The sequence below is a fragment of the Tsukamurella paurometabola genome (assembly GCF_900631615.1).
GTDB lineage: Bacteria > Actinomycetota > Actinomycetes > Mycobacteriales > Mycobacteriaceae > Tsukamurella > Tsukamurella paurometabola_A.
The window spans coordinates 4,590,534-4,611,735 of the sequence record NZ_LR131273.1 but is presented as its reverse complement, the minus strand read 5'-3'; the positions used below and the strand labels follow the sequence as shown (position 1 = coordinate 4,611,735).

23 protein-coding genes, 1 tRNA gene and 1 pseudogene are annotated in these 21,202 nt (G+C 67.5%); 11 read left to right on the top strand and 14 right to left on the bottom strand.

Annotated elements, in window-relative coordinates; translation table 11 throughout:
- The first annotated feature begins 310 nt into the window (after positions 1–310).
- Both ELY19_RS22935 and ELY19_RS22930 read left to right on the top strand, forming a co-directional pair.
- On the top strand, positions 311–613 hold the full coding sequence (locus ELY19_RS22935; protein ID WP_126198552.1) for a hypothetical protein: 303 nt from the start codon (positions 311–313) through the stop codon (positions 611–613).
- 191 nt (positions 614–804) lie between these two features.
- Positions 805–1,254: a hypothetical protein gene (locus ELY19_RS22930; protein WP_126198551.1), complete on the top strand. Its 450-nt coding sequence runs from the start codon at positions 805–807 to the stop codon at positions 1,252–1,254.
- A 481-nt stretch (positions 1,255–1,735) separates the two neighbouring features.
- Here the strand turns inward: ELY19_RS22930 and ELY19_RS22925 are convergent, their stop codons facing one another.
- On the bottom strand, positions 1,736–2,374 hold the full coding sequence (locus tag ELY19_RS22925; RefSeq protein ID WP_126198550.1) for a hypothetical protein: 639 nt from the start codon (positions 2,372–2,374) through the stop codon (positions 1,736–1,738).
- Between the two features lie 127 nt (positions 2,375–2,501).
- On the bottom strand, positions 2,502–3,452 hold the full coding sequence (locus ELY19_RS22920) for a calpain family cysteine peptidase (protein WP_126198549.1): 951 nt from the start codon (positions 3,450–3,452) through the stop codon (positions 2,502–2,504).
- A 477-nt stretch (positions 3,453–3,929) separates the two neighbouring features.
- Here ELY19_RS22920 and ELY19_RS22915 point away from each other — a divergent pair, with 477 nt between their 5' ends.
- Positions 3,930–4,178 (top strand): hypothetical protein, encoded by a 249-nt coding sequence (locus tag ELY19_RS22915; protein ID WP_126198548.1) that lies wholly within the window; start codon positions 3,930–3,932, stop codon positions 4,176–4,178.
- A gap of 301 nt (positions 4,179–4,479) precedes the next feature.
- Here the strand turns inward: ELY19_RS22915 and ELY19_RS22910 are convergent.
- Positions 4,480–4,553, bottom strand: a tRNA-Pro gene (locus tag ELY19_RS22910).
- A 253-nt stretch (positions 4,554–4,806) separates the two neighbouring features.
- On the opposite strand from ELY19_RS22910, the gene ELY19_RS22905 reads away from it, so the two are divergent.
- The 4 genes from ELY19_RS22905 to ELY19_RS22895 are packed head-to-tail and all read left to right on the top strand — an operon-like array spanning position 4,807 to position 6,387.
- Positions 4,807–5,346, top strand: coding sequence for a GNAT family N-acetyltransferase (locus ELY19_RS22905; RefSeq protein ID WP_126198547.1), 540 nt, complete (start codon positions 4,807–4,809; stop codon positions 5,344–5,346).
- Positions 5,347–5,373: 27 nt separating this feature from the next.
- Positions 5,374–5,859 carry a DUF1361 domain-containing protein gene (locus tag ELY19_RS22900; protein WP_518166005.1) on the top strand — a complete coding sequence of 162 codons (486 nt, stop codon included), beginning with the start codon at positions 5,374–5,376 and terminating at the stop codon, positions 5,857–5,859.
- Positions 5,766–6,038, top strand: a complete 273-nt coding sequence (locus ELY19_RS24180; protein WP_518166000.1) for a DUF1361 domain-containing protein — start codon at positions 5,766–5,768, stop codon at positions 6,036–6,038. Before ELY19_RS22900 ends, ELY19_RS24180 begins: the two co-directional genes overlap by 94 nt.
- Before the next feature lie 19 nt (positions 6,039–6,057).
- The gene (locus tag ELY19_RS22895) at positions 6,058–6,387 is read left to right on the top strand and encodes a hypothetical protein (protein WP_126198546.1); all 330 of its coding nucleotides are present in this window, start codon (positions 6,058–6,060) and stop codon (positions 6,385–6,387) included.
- Positions 6,388–6,428: 41 nt separating this feature from the next.
- On the opposite strand, the gene ELY19_RS24040 is transcribed toward ELY19_RS22895, so the two are convergent.
- The 10 genes and pseudogenes from ELY19_RS24040 to ELY19_RS22855 form a co-directional block, all read right to left on the bottom strand.
- Positions 6,429–6,557, bottom strand: a complete 129-nt coding sequence (locus ELY19_RS24040; protein ID WP_265582799.1) for an MFS transporter small subunit — start codon at positions 6,555–6,557, stop codon at positions 6,429–6,431.
- Positions 6,554–7,969, bottom strand: coding sequence for an L-lactate MFS transporter (locus tag ELY19_RS22890; RefSeq protein WP_126198545.1), 1,416 nt, complete (start codon positions 7,967–7,969; stop codon positions 6,554–6,556). Before ELY19_RS22890 ends, ELY19_RS24040 begins: the two co-directional genes overlap by 4 nt.
- A 58-nt stretch (positions 7,970–8,027) precedes the next feature.
- A complete protein-coding gene (locus tag ELY19_RS23955; RefSeq protein ID WP_212553680.1) occupies positions 8,028–8,396 on the bottom strand; it encodes a DUF488 domain-containing protein in 369 nt (122 codons plus the stop codon).
- A gap of 24 nt (positions 8,397–8,420) precedes the next feature.
- A pseudogene (locus ELY19_RS22885) lies at positions 8,421–9,167 on the bottom strand (uracil-DNA glycosylase); the annotation flags it as partial.
- Between the two features lie 49 nt (positions 9,168–9,216).
- Positions 9,217–9,615: an excalibur calcium-binding domain-containing protein gene (locus ELY19_RS24035; protein WP_197716088.1), complete on the bottom strand. Its 399-nt coding sequence runs from the start codon at positions 9,613–9,615 to the stop codon at positions 9,217–9,219.
- Between the two features lie 637 nt (positions 9,616–10,252).
- Complete coding sequence (locus ELY19_RS22875; protein WP_126198544.1) at positions 10,253–11,530, bottom strand: ATP-binding protein; 1,278 nt, start codon at positions 11,528–11,530, stop codon at positions 10,253–10,255.
- A gap of 88 nt (positions 11,531–11,618) precedes the next feature.
- Positions 11,619–12,956: an MFS transporter gene (locus ELY19_RS22870; RefSeq protein ID WP_126198543.1), complete on the bottom strand. Its 1,338-nt coding sequence runs from the start codon at positions 12,954–12,956 to the stop codon at positions 11,619–11,621.
- Between the two features lie 104 nt (positions 12,957–13,060).
- Positions 13,061–13,816, bottom strand: a complete 756-nt coding sequence (locus ELY19_RS22865; RefSeq protein ID WP_126198542.1) for a YoaK family protein — start codon at positions 13,814–13,816, stop codon at positions 13,061–13,063.
- 106 nt (positions 13,817–13,922) lie between these two features.
- On the bottom strand, positions 13,923–14,444 hold the full coding sequence (gene speG, locus ELY19_RS22860) for a spermidine N1-acetyltransferase (protein WP_126198541.1): 522 nt from the start codon (positions 14,442–14,444) through the stop codon (positions 13,923–13,925).
- Positions 14,445–14,523: 79 nt separating this feature from the next.
- Complete coding sequence (locus ELY19_RS22855; RefSeq protein ID WP_126198540.1) at positions 14,524–14,907, bottom strand: DUF1304 domain-containing protein; 384 nt, start codon at positions 14,905–14,907, stop codon at positions 14,524–14,526.
- 203 nt (positions 14,908–15,110) lie between these two features.
- On the opposite strand from ELY19_RS22855, the gene tig reads away from it, so the two are divergent.
- The 4 genes from tig (at position 15,111) to clpX (ending at position 19,399) form a co-directional block, all read left to right on the top strand.
- Positions 15,111–16,523 carry a trigger factor gene (tig, locus tag ELY19_RS22850; protein WP_126198539.1) on the top strand — a complete coding sequence of 471 codons (1,413 nt, stop codon included), beginning with the start codon at positions 15,111–15,113 and terminating at the stop codon, positions 16,521–16,523.
- A 135-nt stretch (positions 16,524–16,658) separates the two neighbouring features.
- On the top strand, positions 16,659–17,252 hold the full coding sequence (locus ELY19_RS22845; RefSeq protein ID WP_126198538.1) for an ATP-dependent Clp protease proteolytic subunit: 594 nt from the start codon (positions 16,659–16,661) through the stop codon (positions 17,250–17,252).
- A gap of 17 nt (positions 17,253–17,269) precedes the next feature.
- Entirely contained in the window at positions 17,270–17,935 is a 666-nt protein-coding gene (locus tag ELY19_RS22840) for an ATP-dependent Clp protease proteolytic subunit (RefSeq protein ID WP_126198537.1), read from the top strand.
- Between the two features lie 186 nt (positions 17,936–18,121).
- The gene (gene clpX, locus ELY19_RS22835; protein WP_126198536.1) at positions 18,122–19,399 is read left to right on the top strand and encodes an ATP-dependent Clp protease ATP-binding subunit ClpX; all 1,278 of its coding nucleotides are present in this window, start codon (positions 18,122–18,124) and stop codon (positions 19,397–19,399) included.
- A gap of 75 nt (positions 19,400–19,474) precedes the next feature.
- On the opposite strand, the gene ELY19_RS22830 is transcribed toward clpX, so the two are convergent.
- Complete coding sequence (locus ELY19_RS22830; protein WP_126198535.1) at positions 19,475–21,094, bottom strand: ABC-F family ATP-binding cassette domain-containing protein; 1,620 nt, start codon at positions 21,092–21,094, stop codon at positions 19,475–19,477.
- Positions 21,095–21,202 lie beyond the last annotated feature (108 nt).

Sequence of the window (21,202 nt, the reverse complement as noted above, 5' to 3'; positions counted from 1 at the left end):
AGGCATTTGAAGACCAGATGATACATAATTGTCCCGTCAGGTATGAGGGTCCTACGGGAGAGATCTACGTCTACGAAGAGACCGTTTCTCATAACATTTGCCAAGGCTATTGGTACACGTTCGGGTTTAGGGCTTGCGAAGAAAGACGGCCAAACCGCTACGATTCGCACGGTGGTGAATGTAGCGAAGCGGCCGGGATTGAATGATCAAAAGGGCGTGATATCGATGTACTGCCTCGGTCCGGATTTGGAATGTCCCCCTTGGGTGAACAATGTCAACCCGCGCGCAGCGAAGTAGCTTCCAGAAAGGTGTGGCGGCGAAGATCATCGCTTTGATGATAGAGGACTCGCCCGAAACACGATTGTCTCCAGTCGCGTACTGGTGCACCGACTCGGTGGCAGCCTTACTGTTTCGCAAGCGGGGATCGTCCGGGTATGTGGGCTGGGCCGGCGATATCTTTAATGAAACTCTCGCCATCCTTGGTTCTTGGAACTCGGAAGAAGAGGCCGGGGTCACCCTGTATCACAACAATGTCTTGCCGGACGTGCTCGACGTCGATCCCGCCGACGGGGAGGTGGACTGTGGAAGACGTGTCCCTTCAACTTCCGATTGACATCGACGCCATTCCAAGTTCCGCGATATTCGTAAGTATGGAGAAAACGGATGACTCGAGTAAAGATTGACCGCCGGTCTGCGCTAATTCTCGGCGCAGTCGCTATTGTCTTGGTCGTTCTAGGCGCTCTCACCTGGAACATACCAATCAACCGAACAGAAACCGTCATCCATAGTACGACGACGAAGTCGGTGGAAGTTCCGAATGGTGTGAGCAAACTATCGCTCGATAGTGCAATCGATGTTCATAACCCATCGGCTGTCGCGGCGTACGCAGATGTCACTGTGGTGGCTAAAGTGACGGACAGACTTGATGTTGCCATGAAGTACGGTATGCCGTGGACTCGGTGGGCGATTGAATGCGCCAAGGCCCTCAAAGGGCTCCCCGAAGGTTGCGCGAAATTGGTTGATGTTGTACAGCAAGGCGGTGTTGTCGGCGGGAAGCTGACGATGTTTGAAGGCGATAATGTTGTAAATTCGGGCGGATACTATATACTCGCGTGTAGGAAAGAAGAGTCTGGACGACTAGTGGTGATTCCCGTCGGCGGTACGGTTGCGGTCTCCTCGGCGGATTTTGACTCGATCAAGGTTGGACGGGAACCGTCCAATTCAGTTCGCGAGATTGTCCAACTCTACAGGTGACGTGTTGTTCTGCAAAGATCCTCGGGCCGATCGGCCGTCGGCTGCGCGCCTGCAATGAGGACCGGGCTTTGGAGCGGGTGGACACGGAGCCGCGTCGGGTGTCGGCGATGAAGGCGGACCGCGACTTCTACGAGAGTCAGTCGGAGGCGTTGGCGAAGCGCGCGGCGACCGCGGAGTCGGCGAACCGCGAGTCCATGGCCTGGTACAGCGAGTGCGACCAGCGGTTCCATCGTGAGCTGGCGATCAGGGCCGCGGAGGCGGGGTGCGTTCTCCCGGAGTTGGAGCCGCTGTCTCGGTGGCTTGAGCCTGCGGGAATAGCTCGGATCGCTCATCGACCTGTCCGCTAAGGTGGGAAATACAACTCCATAGCGTGACATGCATCGCGCTACATCGCGGGCGGCCCCTCGACTCTCACCAGTCGAGGAGCCGCTTTCGTCGTTGATCTGCGGTTACGCGCGCACCGATCCTCGCCGGGGACCGCTCATCGCCGCACCTCAACAAGGGCGGCTCCGCTTCGTTCGGTCGCCGACCGAACGTCCTTAAAATCAGCGAGCCGGCACGTGCCTACCGCTGGAATCGACACAGAGTCCTCGGGATACATCTCCACTGTCGCGGACAGTCCGGTATTGCCGCGCTGGATGCCGCAGGAGACCATTACTGATCGGCCGTCGTTCTCGCCGACGATTCGTGCGGACAGGTTCAGTCCATCTCGGTTTAACTGACGTTCCATCGGGATGTCGTAGTCGGTAGATCCCTTGCGAAGCTTGGAGATCTCGGCCTTGCGCTCTGCGCTGTCGGGCGAGAGGTTGTACCCCCCTGCGCCTGAGGCTTTGGTGCCAATCACGGCGATCTTTTTGCCGTCCTCGACGCGAACGTCCGAAAGGATGATCGACAGCCTCCACCCGATGAACGTCGAGGCCACGGAGTCGCCGCCGAGATACTGGTAGACGCGAAACCCGAACTGATCCCCGTTGGAGAACTTCGCGGTCATATCCGCCCAGGTACGCCCTGACTTGTTCTCGCCCGAGCTTTTGACCTGAATCTGGGCCTTGCCGCCTGTACTTGTGTGAAGCTCGGCGACATCGACGGAGGATCCGACAGGCACGTCGGACATGCTCATCGGAACCGCACCAACACTGACCGAACTCCCCGTAGTTGGGGAGGCGGGGTCGCCGCTCGGCGTGCACGCTCCGATGAGCAGCAACCCTGCAAGTGAGCATCCTGCAGTCACGAATCTTGCGCGCATGTCAACACTGCCTTTCGAAAGCGGTCGAGATCGGGGCGGAGATGGCAATATCCGAGAATGAGTGATTGATCTGGTCTTTCGGTATCCAGATCTCGCCACCACGGTCGGCCGGGTTGCCAGGTCCCCAAGGGTTCACGACCCACACTCCGTCCGGAGTGGCCTTGGTGACCGCGTACTGGTGCATCCCGAGGGTCTTGACCGTCTCATCTCGCGACAAGACTCCGTTCCGCATGACATCAGTAGTGAACGTCATGTCCTTCATGGTGCCCAGTACGACGGACCTGCCCTCTGCGATCAGGGCGTTGGTCTTCTCGTGATCCTGCGTGACCTGATCTCTAACCTTGTTGCCTATCGAGGCGACAAGATGGTGCTCGCTCTCGCCGCCAGTGATGATCTGCTGTGACATGAAGGCGAAGCCGCCAACGCACATTAGGTACGCGGCCGCGCCGCCTCCTGTCTGGCTGTACGCCGACTCAAGGATCGAGATCGCGCCCTGGTTGCCGGCGACCCGTGCCCCTTCGCTGTAGACCTTGTCGACGTGGAAGGGCTTGCAGTTGGAGCCGAACTTGACGTCGTAGCCTCCTCCGGCGGACGGTGTGATCATTTTTGCGAGGCCTTCGCGGCCCTTTTCGCTGGCTTGGAATCCGAGGAATGATGCCAGCACCCAGCAGTCACCGAGCCCGCCCTGTTCTGCGGTGTCGATCCGAGGGATGCCGCCGTTCATGAGTCCAGACTGCACCGCTTCATCAGGTTTCGCGGCATCGCAGTCGATCAGGCGGCGTGCGATCCTCTTGGGAGGGTTCTGGTCGCTCTGATTCTGCACCCCATCCTGGGGAGGCTGCCCGCTCTGCGGCTCGGTAGGTGCGGGAGCTTGAGTGGCCGGCGGCGCTGGCGTCTGCGCCGGTTCGCAGTTCAGAATGCAGTTGTTTGGTGGGGCAGTCACCGTGGGCATCGGCATTACCGTGCCCTGCAGCGTTGGGGTGCTGCCGGAGCCTTGGGTGGGAGCTGGCGTCTCCGGCGGGGTGTAACCCGGAACGGTCGTATTCGGGGCCTGCGGGGCGGTCGTAGGCACCTGATTGCCTTGGGTGGGTTGTGGGCCTTGGGTCGGCTGTGGCCCGCAGGTCTGCGATCCGTCTGGACATGGCAGCGCCTGTGCTGGGGCGACGCTCACGGCGATTGCCGCGACCAGCGTGGGTAGGAGCGCGGCGAGCGCCACCCGCCGGTCTCGAATCCCTGGCGGTCGGCCGCGGTAGCAGGCGGCAGCGAAACGGAATCTCGGGCGGAAAGACGCATCTTGCATAGCGTGCACCTTGAGGTAGGCAACCTGAATGCGCTGGACGCCATCACAGGTGCCGTTGACTCGTGAGGAAAGCGAACAGGCGCTCGAAGCTCCACTCCCCGTCGCACTGCACGCGTACCGTGCCGCGACATGGGACTGAGCCGGGACATCGTGCGGAACGAGCTGACGACCCGCGTCGCCGGACCGGAGGATCGGATCGCGATCCCTGGGCTGCCGCTCTGGGAAGTCTCGTGGACGGTCCGCGACCACCTCGGGCGGGAGCGGAGCTGGTCCGCCCCGCACATCGCCGAGGGTGGTGCTCGCCGGATGGTGGCGAACCTGCTGGACCATCGTGTCGTCGGGCTTGAAGCCGAGGCGGTGTTCATCGACCGCACGTGACCGCGGGAACCGATCGGCGGGCTGGTGCGGCTAATGGGTATGAGCCCTGTGAACCTCGCGCGCTACGCCCTCACTCGACTTCGCGGCGGGTACGCCCTCGCGATGGCCGGCCTCGGCCGCGGCGCGCCGCCAGCACCTGAGCAGGATGTCCGGATTGCGGAGGCAATTCGCCGCGCGCCCGCGCCGCTTCGGGACGCCTGACCTGGTCCTCGTCGGGGGTGTTTCCGTTGGGTTTCCGTTGGGAATCGAGCCAACTGGCAACTCGAGCGGGAAGCTACGACGCCTCTGAACTGCATGTTTGTCGGGATGACAGGATTTGAACCTGCGACCCTCCGCTCCCAAAGCGGATGCGCTACCAAGCTGCGCCACATCCCGTGATCGCGTATGCGATCAGGTCGAGAGTACCCGGCACGAGGACCCCGACTGCGCCCGCGTCACTGTGGGTCCCCCGGCTCCGGCCCGGCTCGAACGGGCGGCCACCCTCACCGTCGCGGGCAGGTCTCGTCCTTACCGGGTAGCCGAGACTTGGGCGGAGTCGACACCGACGGTACGGGCGCCGCCGTGCACCGGGCAATCGCTTTTCCGCGCGACGGAGCCGTGCGGGCACGCCGGAAGTACTGTTCACGGTATGGCTTCGAGCGACGATGCCGATGGCGGCTACCTGATTCGACGGCCCGGGGCCGGCGACGCGGGTGCGCTCGCCGACGTCCATGTCCGCGTCTGGAAGGCGACCTACCCGGGCGTGGTGGACCGGGCGAAGCTCGATGCGCTCACCGTGGCGGCCCGGACGGAGCGGTGGGAGCGGATCCTGGGCGGCCTGGAGCGTCAGGAGGCGGCCGGCGTGCATACGCGGTGCGCCGTGCACACGGTCTCGGCGCGAATCGTGGGGTTCGCGACCGGCGGCACGCCGCGCGACGACGACGCACCGTCGACCACCCAGCTCTGGTCTCTCAACGTCCTGCCCGATCACCACGGCACCGGAGTGGCGGCAGCGCTGATGGATGCGGTGATCGGGGCCGGTGGCGCGTACCTGTGGCTGGCGACGGGCAACGACCGGGCGCTCGCCTTCTACCGCAAGCACGGCTTCGAGCTCGACGGTGCCGTGCAGGTGGACGAGGAGTGGTCCTGCCACGAATCGCGGATGGTCAGACCTGACCTTTGCTCATGACTTCGAGGGCTTTGGCAAACTGATCTGATGACGAGAACGCGCGGTGCGCTGCTGCTGGCCTCCCTCCTCGCCACAACGGCGCTCACAGTGGTTCTCGGCACCACGGACCCTGCGGCGCCGCTGACGTACCCGAGCCGGTTCCTCATCTGGAACCTCTTCCTCGCCTGGATCCCCATGGTGTTCGCCGTCGGTTTCGCGACGGTACGCCGCCGGTGGGCGCTGGTCCCGCTCGGCCTCGGCTGGCTCGCCTTCCTGCCCAACTCGCCGTACCTGGTGACGGACCTGGTGCATCTCGGCGACGACGAGAACATGTGGCGGCACGTGCTGCAGTACGGCTTCGCGGCGTGGACCGGGACCCTGCTGGGCGTCGTATCGATGCTGCTGGTGCACCGCCGCCTCCAGCGCGAGTTCGGCGCGCGGTGGGGTGGCTGGCCGTGGTGCTGTCCGTCGGACTCTGTGCGATCGGCGTGGTCATCGGCCGGTTCCAGCGCTGGAACTCATGGGACCTGGTGACGCGCCCCGACGCGGTGATCGTCGCGACGCTCGACTGGGTGACGTCGCCGTTCTCCTATGTCCAGTCCACGGGGGTGGCGGTCGCGGTCGCCGCCTTCTTCGGCCTCGCGTACCTCACGATCTGGTCGCTCACGCCGCCCGTGACCGGTGCACCCCGGAAGGCCACGGAACCGAGCTGAGCGGCGTACCGTCGCACTCGTGTACCTGGAGCGATTCGTCGCGGACGGCTACCTCGACGCCGATCGTGCCGCACGACTGAGTTGGGAGTGCGCGCGCTACGTCTCCCGGATCTACCTGATCGTCGGCGGCCGGCGCCTCCTCGCGCAGAACCTCCCGATGTGCTGGGCGGACTTGAACGTCGGCCCGGGGACCCCGATCGCGGTCGAGGTCACCAGCGGGAATCGGCGGCTGCTCGACGACGAGCAGCGTGCGATCGCGGGATTCTCCGATCGCTTCCGTGAGGTACTCATTCCGCCGGGGCCGTCCAGGCCTCGACGCGGCTTCTTCCACCGCGCCCGCGTTCACTGACCGCGTTGGCTGCGGCGCGGCCGCCGGGTCCTGCCCTCGGATCAGCCCTGGAAGAGTTGCAGCGCCGCGTCGACGGCGTTGTACAGGCCGTAGAGCAGCGGAACGGCGACGAGCGTCCACGTCACCACGAGCTGGACCGGGTGGCGCTCATCGGATGCGGTGTCGGTCATCGGGACTCCTTCGGTGCGTGCGCGGCGTCGACCGCATCGACGACGGGGCCCTCCTCGTGCCAGCGGTCGGCGACGGGGCGGATGGCGAGATTGGCGAGGAAGCCGACGACGAGCACGCCGACCATGATGTACAGGGCGAGGTGGTAGTCGGCCGCCTCGAGCGGGATCGCGTTGCCCGCCTCGTCGACCCGGTCCTTCTTCGAGTCCAGTACCCGGTTGACGATGAGCGGGCCGAGGACGCCGGCCGTCGACCAGGCCGTCAGGAGGCGGCCGTGGATGGCCCCCACCTGGTACGTGCCGAAGAGGTCCTTCAGGTAGGCGGGAACGGTCGCGAAACCGCCTCCGTAGAAGGAGATGATGACCGCGCAGAACACGACGAACAGCGCCGTGGAGGACGCGCCGACGGTCGCCAGGCCGAGGTAGAGCAGGATCCCGACGCCGAGGTAGATCATGTAGGTCGGCTTGCGCCCGATGTAGTCCGAGGTGGTCGACCAGCCGAGCCTGCCCGCCATGTTCGCCACGGACAGCAGGCCGACGAAGCCGGCCGCGACGGTCGCGGTGACCGTGGAGACGCCCGTGTCGTCGCGGAAGAAGTCCTGGATCATGTCGGCGGCCTGCTCGAGGATCCCGATGCCCGCGGTCACGTTGCACAGCAGCACGATCCACAACAGCCAGAACTGCGGCGTCTTGATCGCGTTGGCGGCGGAGACGTTGCCGGTGCTGACCATCGCCTTGGAGGTCACTGTGGCGGGGTCGAAGCCCGCGGGCGCGTAACCGGGCGCGGGCACGCGAATGGTGAAGACGCCCATCATCATCACCACGAAGTAGGCGATGCCGAGGGTGATGAACAGCTTGGTCACCGCGCTGCCACCGGCCTCGGTGCCGCCGTAGAACTTCATCAGTTCCTTCGACAGGGGCGAGGCGACCATCGCGCCGCCACCGAATCCCATGATCGCCATGCCGGTCGCGAGTCCGGGGCGATCGGGGAACCACTTCATGAGGGTCGACACCGGCGAGATGTAACCGAGCCCCAGGCCGATGCCGCCGACCACGCCGTAGCCGAGATAGACGAGCCAGAGCTGGCCGGTCGCGATGCCCGCCGCGGCGATGAGGAAGCCCGCGCCCCAGCAACTCGCCGCGGTGAACATGGTGCGCCGCGGACCGACCCTGTCCACCCAGGTGCCGAAGACCGCTGCGGAGAGCCCCAGCATGACGATGGCGATGGAGAAGACGATGCCGATCATCGTCTTGTTGGTGTCGAAGTGTTTGACCAGCGCGTCCTTGTAGACGCTCGTGGCGTACACCTGACCGATGCACAGGTGGATCGCCAGTGCCGCCGGGGGGATCAGCCAGCGGTTGTAGTTCAGCGGTGCGACGGAGTGTTCTCGGTCGAGGAACGATAGGGCGGCCACGGCGCGACGCTAGCAGCCGGGGCCGTCCCGACGGTGCCGGTCGGCGAAGTTCGGTTCGTCACCGTGCGAGGGGATCGTGGCCGGTCAGGAGCGCCGCCAGGACGTGGGCGTGACTGATGTCCTCGGCCTTGGACGCGGTGAGCAGCGTGAGCGGTCCCTCGGCGGCCAACCCAGCCAGGGCCTCGAACGCCGCCGCGGCGTCCGGCTCCGCCAACTCGGCGCGGTACCTCGCGACGAACTCCGGGTACTTCGCCGGATCGTGCTCGTACCACTTCCGCAGCTCCGTCGACGGCGAGACCGCCTTGCACCACTGGGTCAGGTCCGCGCGGTCCTTACTGATCCCGCGCGGCCACAACCGGTCGACGAGGACCCGCGCTCCGTCGCCCGCGTCCTCCGCCTCGTACACCCGCTTGACCCGGACCGTCATCGTCGTCCCTTCCGTCGCATCGTCGCTCGCGATCGTGCGCGCGGCGCGCAGTACATCCTCCAGCATGGCCGGTGTCAGGCGCCCGGTGAAGGTGTTGTGCTGGCTCACGTGGAAGCAGCCGAGGACGGTGAGTGCCCGGCCGTCGGGATGAGTGAGGTCCACCCGGGCGCCGTGGCCGAACGCGGGCCGCGGTCTCGGGACGTTCCAGCCCGCATCGGTGAGCACCGCGAAGAGCGCCTGCCAGCCGAACGCGCCGAGCACCACCGCGACGCGGAGCCGGGGGAGGAGTTCTAGTTCGCGGGCGAGGAAGGGCGCACAGGTCCGGCGCTCGGCGGGCGTCGGCTTGTTCTCCGGCGGCGCGCAGCGCACGGGCGAGCTCATGCGGGTGTCGCGGAGTTCCATGCCGTCGTCGATCGATCGCGCGTGCGGCTGATTCGCCAGGCCGACGGCGTGCAGGGCGGCGAAGAGGACCTCGCCACTGCGGTCGCCGGTGAACATCCGCCCGGTGCGGTTCGCGCCGTGCGCCGCCGGAGCGAGCCCGACGATCAGGATCCGCGCGTCCACCGGCCCGAAGCCGGGGACCGGACGGGCCCAGTAGGTCTCGTCGGCGAACGCCGCGCGCTTGACGCGCGCCACCTCCTCGCGCCACGCCACGAGACGCGGGCACGCACGGCACGAGCAGATCAGGGTGTCCAGTTCCGGAACGGTCCGCGCCGTCCTCGCGGCCGACGGTGCCGCCTCCGGCGCGGTCGTGCGGGCTCGCCTGGACATGGTCCGAGCCTAGGCGCAGCCGTCCACCCGGTCTGCCCGCCCACTTGGATCACTTGTCGCAGGCGATGCCATCTCCGTCGCGATCCAATGCCCGGCGGTAGCCGGGACTCCCGCGGTACATCGGGGCTGCGCCCGCGGCTTTCGCTTCGTCGCAATTGCTGTAATACGCGGATGAAGCATCGGCCGTGGTCGTCCGGGGTGGAGGCACCCGATCGACCGTGGGGACCGGTGTCCGGGTGTTCGTCTCCGTGAGCCCGGGATTCGGTGGGATCCGGGTGCTCGTCGAGGCCACGGCAGTCGTGGTCGGCTCTGTGCTCGTCGGAGGCACAACGGTCGTGGTGGTAGTGACGGTCACTGTCGCCGTCGCTGATTCAGTGACCGTTGCAGTGGCGGTTGGGCCGATCAGACCGCTTGCCGGAGCAGGCTCTTTCGGTGCGCTCGGTAGCATCACGGCCCCTAGGACGAGTGCGATGATCGCGCCCGGCGCAGCCTTCTTCCATGAGGTGAATGGACGGACCAGCATCGCGCCGCAGAGCGCGATGGCGGCTCCCATCAAAACCCCTCCGATGTGTCCGCCCAGCCCAGTCCCACCAATCAGCGACCCGAGGGCAAGTAGCCCGCCGATCGCGATGAGAATCCACCCGACGAGTTGGGCGACGCGCGATCGACCGCCCCCGGATGGCTGCAGGTTCGGCTGACTTCCCGTTGAATCCATGCGTTGTACCTCCCAAACCGGATACGACGATCAGCGGGCCCCCGCATCGCGCCCCGTTGTAGTGACGCTAGACGAATCAGTAGCCGGCAGATAGAGCGGGGAAGCTAACTAGGTCGGCGAAGTATACTGCGGCGCAGTCCTTCTGGATCACTTCGACGATGGGAAGGCGGGACGGGTGAAACGCGAGATTGTGTGCGGCGTGTGACCGACCTGAGGCGCGAATGCTCAGGATATGGGCGAGGCCGGCGGCACCTGTAACGCGCCCCGGCCTCTGTTTCACTGAGCGGTTTACAGTCACGCTCACGAACTTGTTCGAAACTGTAGCAGACCGCGCTCGTGTGTTCCAATCCGTTTCACGCGGGTGAGCGCTTCACAAGCGGGCGTAGGTCTCGATGTCCTCGGAGAACTCCGCCGCCACGGCGGGGGAGACCGTGGCCCGGGTGGCGGCGAGGGCGGCCAGGTAGTCGCCCGTGCTCAATTCCTGGGTGGGCGAGCCGAGCGGCGCGTCGAGCGCCCGCGCGAGGGCATCCTGGGAGGCCCTACGGGCCGCGTACTCGATGTCGGCGGGAGTCATCCCCTCGCTGGCGGCGGTGAGGGCGGCGACATCGACCGTGCCGACCACGTGATCGGGGATGTAGCGGCCCCAGATCGCGGACCGGGCGTCGGCGTCCGGCAGCCCGATCGGCATCACGTAGTCGAAGCGGCCGTGCCGCAGGAACGCGTCGTCGAGTGCGCGCACGAAGTTGGTGGCGCACACCAGCAGTCGTCCCTCCTGGTCTCGGAACTCGGCGACCTGCTTGAGCAGTTCGTTCGTGACGCCCTGCGTGGGTGACGGCGGATCGCCGCGGCGGTGCGAGGCGATCTCCTCGACCTCGTCGATGAACACCACGGCGTGCTCCAGCGAGGCGATCGCCTCGAACGCCGACCGCAGTGCGCCCGCGAGTCCGCCGGGCGAGTCCGCGAGCCGCGAGGGGAAGAGCTCCACGAACGGCCAGTCCAGGCGCGACGCCACCGCCTTCGCGAACGTCGTCTTCCCCGTGCCGGGCGGCCCGAAGAGCATCACCGCGTGCGGCGGCATCACTCCGAACCGCTCGGCCATGTCGGGTCGGGCGAGCGGGGTCACCAGGCGCTGCTCGAGCATCTCCTTCTCGCGCCGCATGCCCGACACGCGGTCCCACAACTGCCGGGGGAGCAGGCGGCCACCGACCTCCTTGAGCAGGTCCAGTTCCCGTCGTTGCACCGGCATCGGCCGCTCCAGGTACCGGACCGGATCCCGTACGACGAAGCCGTTCTCGGACAGGGCGGCGGACGCGTCGTCGTCGCCCGCCGTCAGGACCGACAGCTTCCCGAGTCCGAGGGGCGCCATCCGCCGTTCCAGTGCGTCGAGGACCAGGCCGGCCACCGTCGGGTCGGTGTCGGGCGCGACGTCGAAGAAGACGATCCAGCCCTGCGCGTGCGCAGCACGGCCGACGGCCACCGCGACCACGCGATCGCCCTCCGTGGCGACCATCGCGTGGTCCTGCTGGCACGAGGCGATCACCTCCGCCATCGAGTACACCGGCGGCGTCCCGCGGTTGTAGGCGGCTTCCCAGAGCCGGACGATCGTGTCCAGGTCGTCGTCGTGGAACTCGCGGATGTGGGCCGTCATGCACGCAGTGTGGCACGCATCACAGGAGTGCGCCCGCCGGTTTTGCGCTCGCAGTCGTGGCGGGTCGACGACGAGCGGGGCGGGCTCCTCACTGCCGGGGCGGAGTCTCCGCGGGCTGCGCGACGCGGCGGATCCACACGGTCGCCGCGAGCGAGATGAGGGCGGTCGCACAGAGATAGCCCGCCGCGGTCCACGGCGCACCGTCGGCCCCGTGGATGAGCGCGGTCAGGATGAGGGGAGTGAGGCCCGAGGCGTAGATCCCCGAGAACTGGTAGACGACGGACAGGCCCGTGTACCGGACTTTCGTGGGGAACAGGCTCGCGAAGAAGGTGCCCTGCGCGGCGTAGAAGACACCGTGGATCAGGCCGAACACGACGATGAGGCCCACGGTGAACCAGACGATGGAGGCGGTGCCGAACAGCGCGAACACCGGGAACACGGCGACGCCGTAGAGCAGAACGCCGGTGCCGTACACGCGCGCCGCGCCGTGCCGATCCACGAGCACGCCGGCGAACGGGATCACCACCGCCATCACCAGGGCCGCCGCGGTGACCGCGAGCAGGACCTCGACCTTGTTCATCGCGAGCGTCGCCGTGGCGTAGGTGATGGCGAAGACGCCCCACGTGTTGAAGGCGCTGCCCTCCGCCCACCGCGCGAGGCAGCCCGCGATGGTGTTGCGTCGCAGGATCGGATCGCCGAGGAGCTGACGCAGCGGTGCGCGGGTGGTGTCCAGGGTGGCTCGGGCCGCGACGAAGGCGGGTGTCTCGTCGACGGCCAGGCGTACGACGATGCCGATCACCACCAACACGATGGACACCGCGAAGGCGATGCGCCATCCGAAGCGGAGGAACTGGTCGTCGTCGAACACTGTCTGGAGCAGGGCGAAGACAGCCGTGCCGAGCCCGAGCCCCAATGCGAGCCCGATCTGCGGGACAGCGCCGAAGCGGCCCCTGCGACCCTCGGGCGCGTGCTCGACGGCGAGCAGCACCGCGCCCGCCCACTCGCCGCCGAGTGCGAAACCCTGCACGATCCGCAGGATCAGCAGAAGGACCGGCGCGAGCACGCCGACCTGCCCGGCGGTGGGCAGCGCGCCCATGAGGGCCGTCGCCACACCCATCAGCAGCATCGTGAGCGCCAGCGTCTGCCGCCGCCCTATCCGGTCGCCGATGTGTCCGAAGACCAGACCGCCGATCGGCCGCATCACGAAGCCGACGGCGAAGGTGACGAAGCTCAACATGGTTCCCACGAACGAACTCGTGTCCGGGAAGAAGAGCTTGTTGAACACGAGCGACGCGGCCGTCGAGTAGAGGAAGAAGTCGTACCACTCCACCGTCGTGCCCAGTAGCGACGCCGCGATCACGCGCCGCAGCTGGGAGCGGTCGGGCGCGGACGGGGCGGGGGCGTCGTCGACGGTGGCGGTGCTCACCGACCGGAAGCTATCGGCGGGCTGCGGTACCTGTCACCGGTTGTGCTCGCGGTGACCGCAATCGGGTGGTGTGCACGGCGGTCCAGTGCGCGCGCCGGGGACGGTCAGCCGAACAGCTTCCGCCGGTCCGAGTGGAAGAACGTGACGAACGTGATCGCCCCGCAGAGCAGGCCGGCCGTGAGGATCACCTGGGGGCCGGTGACGAAGGAGCCGATGACGCCGCCGACCGCCGCCCCCAGGACGAACCCCGTGTAGACGAGGGCGTACCCGAGCCAGTCGTAGACGGAGCCGTTGCCGGTCGCGTGCCGCTCGATGCCCTGACCGAGTTTGACCAGCGTGCCCGTCACGTAGGACAGGGGGACCGAGACCTCGCCGTTCTTCGTGAACGAGGTGTTCAGCGCGCCCAGCGAGAAGGTGATGATGAGGATGGGGACGAAGCGCACCTCGGGCTCGGCGAAGCCGTCCAGGGCGAAGTCCGTCGCCGAGGCGATGAGGAGCCCCGCGGTGGTGAGCACCGTCGGGCCGTGCGGGTGGTTCTGCCAGAAGAAGCGGCGGCAGACCGACGCGACGACGACGCCGGTGACGAAGGCGACGATGAGGGCCGTTGCGGCGAGTGCGCCCGCGCCCGGGACCTGCTGCGCGTCGGACGCCTTGAACCACGTGAGGACCGCGCGCTCGGTGTTGCCCGTCATGAAGGTGACGAAGTATCCGGCCGAGTGCAGGAACGCGACCGCGCCGACCATGCCCGCCATGGCGGCGAGGAGCCAGGACAAGCGTGCGTCGGGTCCGATCGCGGCGTCCCGGGAGACGACCGGGCGGGGCTGCTGCTTCGTGGGCTCGTGCTCCGTCGAGGTGGTCATTCCCCATGGTTACCGGCGCCGGGTGCCCTTCGCCGGGTGGCCGCACGGGCTCACATCCGGGGTCCGATCGGTGACACACCACAGTGTGTAGTGAGAGAGGCCGGGGTCACTCGGGAGGCGGGTCCGAGGCCAGGAAGTCGCGCTGGAACACGCCCATGAGCCGCGCGTCACGGTACCGGCCGTTGGAGAAGTACTGCTCGCGGAGGAGTCCCTCCTGCGTGAAGCCCAGCTTCTCGTAGACGTGCGCGGCCTTCTCGTTGGCGACGTCGACGTAGAGGTACACCTTGTGGAGGTTGAGGATTCGGAACGCGTAGTCGAGCGCCTTGCGGGTGGCGGGTCCCGCGTAGCCCTTCCCCTGCGCGGACGGCGCGACGATGATCTGGAACTCGCAGTTCCGGTGGATCACGTTGATCTCGACGAGCTCCACCAGGCCCACCGGCAGCCCGTCGTACTGAATGATGAAGCGTCGCTCACGCTCATCGTGGATGTGTCGTTCGTAGATGTCCTCGAGCTCCGCCAGTGCGTCGAAGGGCTCCTCGAACCAGTACGACATCACCGCCCTGTCGTTGAACAGGCCGTGCACGAACCTCAGGTCCGTGCGCTCCATCGCGCGCAGCGTGAGTTCCACACCGCCAGCGTAGGGCGTCCGCGCGCCCGGAGAGCTGCGATCGCCGACGGTACCGGGGCGGCCGGAGGGGGACTCGGCGCTACACCGCGAGCCCGATGCCGAGGAAGAGCACCGCGAGCACCGGCGCGGAGCCCTGGACCGCGGCGGCGCGGAGCTTGGTCCGGTCCGAGAGGGCGAGCACGAGCGCCGCTGCGAGCATGGAGCCGACGCCCACCAGCACCAGCGTCGCGCCGACGGCGCGCTGCGGGCCCACGAGGGCGAGACCCACGAACACCGCGATCGCGAGGAACAGGTTGTAGAAGCCCTGATTGAAGGCGAGGGGCCGGGTGATCTCCGCCGTCTCCTCCGTCGTGCCGAAGGCGGCGCGCGAGCGCGGCGAGGTCCATGCGATCGATTCCAGGTAGAAGATGAAGCAGTGCACGAGTGCCGCGACGGCGGCGAAGGCGAGTCCGAGGGCGATCATGGACTCATCATCGTCGACGGTCCGCCGCACGGCGCCGACGGTCGGCCGGACGCGTTCGCCGGACCCCGCCCGGGCTGTCAGCGGCCGCGCGCCGTCGCGTACTCTTGTCCGAGTGCCGTGGGCCCGACGTCGGTCCCGTGCTGCCCGCAGGAAACCGCACACATCACGCGGCGCTCCTGCTGATACCAACCCGAGGAGAACGAGTGAAGAGCACCGTCGAGCAGCTGAGCCCGACTCGCGTCCGCCTGAGCGTCGAGGTTCCCTTCGACGAGCTCGCGCCCGATTTCGATCGTGCGTACGAGGCTCTCGCGCAGCAGGTCAACATCCCCGGCTTCCGGAAGGGCAAGGCTCCCGCGAAGCTGATCGAGGCGCGCGTCGGCCGCGACGCCGTCCTCTCGCAGGTGATCAATGACGCGCTGCCCGGCAAGTACAGCCAGGCCGTCCTGGACGCCGACGTCAAGGCGCTCGGCCAGCCCGAGATCGACATCGACAAGCTCGAGTACGGCGAGACCTTCTCGTTCACCGCCGAGGTCGACGTGCGCCCCGAGATCACGCTGCCCGACTACTCGTCCATCGAGGTCGAGGTCCCCTCCCTCGAGGTCACCGACGCCGACGTCGATGAGCAGGTCGAGGGGCTCCGCGCCCGCTTCGGCACCCTCAAGGGCGTCGACCGCGCCGTCGAGACCGGCGACTTCGTCACCATCGACCTGTCGGCCACTGTCGACGGCAAGGACGTCGAGGACGCCAAGACCACCGGCCTCTCGCACGAGGTCGGCTCCGGGAACCTCATCGACGGCCTCGACGAGGCCCTCGTCGGCCTGAAGTCCGGCGAGTCCAAGGAGTTCACCACCACCCTCGTGGCCGGCGAGTTCGCGGGCCAGGAGGCGGAGGTCACCGTCACCGTCGACTCCGTCAAGGAGCGCGAGCTGCCCGAGCTGGACGACGAGTTCGCCCAGCTGGCGAGCGAGTTCGACACCGTCGAGGAGCTGCGCGCCGACCTGCGTGAGCGCGTCGAGCAGAACAAGAAGCTGGGTCAGGCCGCGGACATCCGCGACGCCGTGCTCGACAAGCTTCTCGAGGCCGTCGAGGTGCCGCTGCCCGAGGCCGTCGTCAAGGAGCAGGCCGACGCCAACGTGCACGACGTGCTGCACCAGGTGGGCCACAACGAGGAGCTCCTCGAGACCGCCCTCAAGGCGCAGGGCACCACCCGCGAGGAGTTCGAGACCCAGGCGCGCGAGTCCGCCGAGAAGCAGGTCAAGGTGCAGCTGCTCCTCGACGCGATCGCCGACGCCCAGGACGTGCAGGTCGACCAGCAGGAGCTGCAGGAGCACATCCTGTTCCAGTCGCAGCGCTACGGCATGCAGCCGGCGGAGTTCATCCAGCAGATCCAGCAGGCCGGCCAGCTGCCCGCCCTCTTCCAGGAGGTCCGTCGGGGCAAGGGCCTCGCGGACGTCGTGCTCGAGGTCACGGTCAAGGACGCCGACGGCAACGTCGTCGACACCAAGGCGCTGTTCGACCGCGAGGACGCCGGCGAGGAGCTCGCGGAGGAGGCCGCCGCCGAGGAGGACGTGGTCGCCGAGGCCGAGGAGATCGCGGCCGAGGCCGACGAGAAGTAGCACCCGCGGAGCGCCCCGCAGCCGGACCGGCTGCGGGGCGTTTCTGCCCTCAGCGGAGCCGAGCGTGCCGGGGGACGTACCCGCCCTGCACGTTCGTTAGTGTCGATGACAGCAAAGAAAGGCAGGGAGCAGCGGATGACCTCCAACCCCATCATGCGGTCCGGAATGGCCGGCCTGAACCTGAACGATTCGGTGTACAGCCGCCTCCTGGAGTCGCGGATCATCTTCCTCGGCAGCGAGGTGAACGACGACATCGCCAACCAGCTCTGCGCGCAGATGCTGCTGCTGTCGGCCGAGGACCCGACCAAGGACATCAACCTCTACATCAACTCGCCCGGCGGCAGCATCTCCGCCGGTATGGCGATCTTCGACACCATGGAGTTCGTCGAGTGCGACGTCGCGACCTACGCGATGGGCATGGCCGCCTCGATGGGTGAGTTCCTGCTCGCCGCCGGCACCAAGGGCAAGCGCTACGCCCTGCCCCACGCCCGCATCATGATGCACCAGCCGTCCGCCGGCATCGGTGGTACCGCGGCCGACATCGCCATCCAGGCCGAGCTGTTCCGCAAGACCAAGGTGGAGATGAACCGGCTGAACGCCCAGTTCACCGGCCAGCCGATCGAGAAGATCGAGTCCGACGCCGACCGCGACAAGTGGTTCACGGCCGAGGAGGCCCGGGACTACGGCTTCGTCGACCACGTCGTCAGCCGCGCGAGCTCCGTCAAGTAGCGAGAGGACCACTTGAAATGACTGAGGGTTACCCCACCACGATGTCGGCCCAGGGCCTGCACGTCCCCGCCACCGGCCGCTACGACGTCCCGTCGTTCATCGAGCGCGCGGCGAACGGCAACGAGCGCGTCACCAACCCGTACTCGAAGCTGTTCGACGAGCGGATCATCTTCCTCAAGAACCAGATCGACGAGGTCTCGGCGAACGACGTGATGGCCCAGATCCTGGTGCTCGAGTCGCAGGATCCGGATCGCGACATCACGATCTACATCAACTCGCCCGGCGGCAGTCTGTACGACGCCCTCGGCATCTACGACACCATGCAGTACGTGCACTGCGACGTCGCGACGGTCGTGCTCGGCACCGCCGCCTCGGCCGCGGCGATCCTGCTCGCCGGTGGCACCCCGGGCAAGCGCGCCGCGCTGCCCAACTCGACGGTGCTGATCCACCAGCCGCGCACGGGCGGCTCGATGCGCGGCCAGGTCTCCGACCTCGAGATCCAGGCCGCCGAGATGGAGCGTGCGCGCAACCGTCTCGACGAGATCCTCGCGAGCCACACGGGGCAGACGGTCGAGCAGATCCGCAAGGACACCGACCGGGACAACATCCTCACGGCCGAGCAGGCCAAGGAGTACGGCATCGTCGACACGGTGTTCCCGTACCGCAAGGCCTCCGCGAAGTAATTCGGAGCAGGACATCGGGGGTCGCGACACGCCGCGTGAGCGGGTTCCGCGGCCCCCGGTGCCACCTCTAGCAAGCTATTCATATCGGTCGCCGGGACGGAAGTTCGCGGGTACCGTCGTACTAGAGACGCCACCTGACGTGCATCGCGGCAGGCGGGTCATCGGCAAGGGAAGTAGGCACTGGGCATGGCACGGATCGGGGACGGCGCAGACCTGTTGAAGTGCTCCTTCTGCGGAAAGAGCCAGAAGCAGGTCAAGAAGCTGATCGCGGGTCCCGGCGTGTACATCTGCGATGAGTGCATCGACCTGTGCAACGAGATCATCGAAGAGGAACTGGCCGAGACCAGTGACGTGAAGCTGGACGAGCTGCCCAAGCCCGTCGAGATCCGGGACTTCCTCGACAACTACGTCATCGGGCAGGACTCGGCCAAGCGGAACCTCGCGGTGGCCGTGTACAACCACTACAAGCGCATCCAGGCCGGTGAGCGCAAGGACGCCCGCGGCGAGAGCGTGGAGCTGGCGAAGTCCAACATCCTGATGCTCGGCCCCACCGGCTGCGGCAAGACCTACCTCGCGCAGACCCTGGCGAAGATGCTCAACGTGCCCTTCGCCATCGCCGACGCGACGGCCCTCACCGAGGCCGGGTACGTGGGTGAGGACGTGGAGAACATCCTCCTCAAGCTGATCCAGGCCGCCGACTACGACGTCAAGCGCGCCGAGACCGGCATCATCTACATCGACGAGGTCGACAAGATCGCGCGCAAGAGCGAGAACCCGTCGATCACCCGCGACGTCTCCGGCGAGGGCGTGCAGCAGGCCCTGCTGAAGATCCTCGAGGGAACGCAGGCCAGCGTCCCGCCGCAGGGCGGCCGCAAGCACCCGCATCAGGAGTTCATCCAGATCGACACGACGAACGTCCTGTTCATCGTCGCCGGCGCGTTCGCCGGGCTGGAGAAGGTCGTGGGCGACCGCATCGGCAAGCGCGGCCTCGGCTTCGGCAACGAGGTGCGTTCGAAGGCCGAGGTCGACACCGTCGATCACTTCGCCGACGTGCTGCCCGAGGACCTCATCAAGTTCGGCCTCATCCCCGAGTTCATCGGCCGTCTTCCCGTCATCGCCTCCGTCTCGAACCTCGACAAGGAGTCGCTGGTCTCGATCCTCTCGGAGCCGAAGAACGCCCTCGTGAAGCAGTACCAGCGCCTGTTCGAGATGGACGGCGTGGAGCTCGAGTTCGATGACGACGCCCTCGGCGCCATCGCCGACCAGGCCATCCACCGGGGGACCGGTGCCCGTGGCCTGCGCGCCATCATGGAAGAGGTGCTCAACCCCGTCATGTTCGACATCCCGTCGCGCGACGACGTGGCGAAGGTCGTCGTGACAGGGGAGACGGTGCGTGACAACGTGCTGCCCACCATCGTGCCCCGCAAGCGCTCCCGCGACGAGCGTCGCGAGAAGAGCGCGTAACCGCGCATCGACTGTGCCCCCGGCCGAATCGGCCGGGGGCACAGTCGCTTCCGGGTATCGCGCAGAGCCGTACGGTCAGCGGGCGCGCTGCACCCGCGCCTCGTCCCACACGGGCTCCGGCGCCTCCCGGACGGCGCCGTCGGACCCGAACACCAGGAACCGGTCGAAGGACCGCGCGAACCACCGGTCGTGCGTCACCGCCAGCACCGTCCCCTCGTACGCCTCCAACGCGGCCTGCAGCGCCTCGGCGCTCTCCAGGTCCAGGTTGTCCGTCGGCTCGTCGAGGAGCAGGGCGGTGCTGCCCGCGAACTCCAGGAGCAGCACCTGGAAGCGGGCCTGCTGCCCGCCGGACAGGTTCTCGAAGCGCTGCTCCGCCTGTCCGTGCAGCTCGTACCGGCGCAGCGCCGGCATCGATCGCCCGAGGTCCGCCGCGTGCTCGTCGCGGAGGATCTCCACCAGCGTGCGGCCCTGCAGCTCCGGGTGCGCGTGCGTCTGGGCGAAGTGGCCCGGCACCACCCGGGCGCCGAGCGTCGCCTCACCCGAGTGGGCGACGTCCTCCCCGGCGAGCAAACGCAGGAAATGCGACTTCCCGGAGCCGTTCGAGCCGAGTACCGCGACCCGCTCGCCGTAGAAGACCTCGAGGTCGAAGGGCTGCATCAGCCCCGTGAGCTCCAGGTTCTTCGCCGTGACCGCGCGCACCCCGGTGCGGCCGCCGCGCAGCCGCATGGAGATCTCCTGCCGTCGGGGCGGTTCGGGCGGCGGACCGGCCTCCTCGAACCGGCGCAACCGGGTCTGCGCCGCCTGGTACCGCGAGGCCATGCCGTCGTTGAACTTCGCCTGCTCGCGTAGCGTCAGCACCAGCTTCTTCAGCTGCTGGTGCCGCTCGTCCCAGCGGCGGCGCAGCTCGTCGAACCGCGCGAAGCGCTCGTCGCGAGCCTGGTGGAAGGTGGCGAAGCCGCCGCCGTGCACCCACGTGTCCGAGCCGCCGGGAGCGGGCTCGACGGCGACGATCCGGGTGGCCGCGCGAGCGAGTAGCTCTCGGTCGTGACTGACGAACAGGACCGTCTTCGGCGTCTGTCGCAGCTGCTCCTCGAGCCACTCCTTGCCGGGCACGTCCAGGTAGTTGTCCGGCTCGTCGAGCAGCAGGACCTCGGCGTCGCCGCGCAACAGCGCCTCGAGCGCCAGGCGCTTCTGCTCGCCGCCGGAGAGCGAGGTGAGGCCCCGCCACTGCGCCCGGTCGTACGGAACGCCCAGCGCGGCGATCGTGCACGCGTCCCACAGCGTCTCGGCCGCGTAGCCGCCGGCGTCACCCCACTCGGTGAGCGCCGTCGCGTACCGCATCTGGGTGGCGTCGCCGTCGTCCTCCATGAGCGCCAGCTCCACCGCGTCGAGCTCGCGCGCCGCCGCCTGCAGGCGCGGGGGCGAGACCGACAGCAGCAGGTCCCGCACGGTGCGCTCGTCGCGCACCGATCCGATGAACTGAGGCATCACTCCGACGCCACCGCTGGAGGTCACCGCGCCGCCGTGCGGCTCCACCTCGCCCGAGAGCAGTCGCAGCAGAGTCGTCTTGCCGGCACCGTTGCGGCCGACGAGTGCGGCAACGGCACCGTCGCCGATCCGGAACGAGACGTCGCCGAGCAACGCCCGCCCGTCGGGGAGGTAGTAGTCCACGTGGGTGGCTTCGAGATGTCCCATTCGTCCCATCCTGAAGGTCGGGGCCGGGCGCGCGCCACCGGTTTTCCGGGACACCGCGCACCGTCAAAAGCCCCGCGGAAACCGCTCGAGTGCGCTGACTAGAATCGT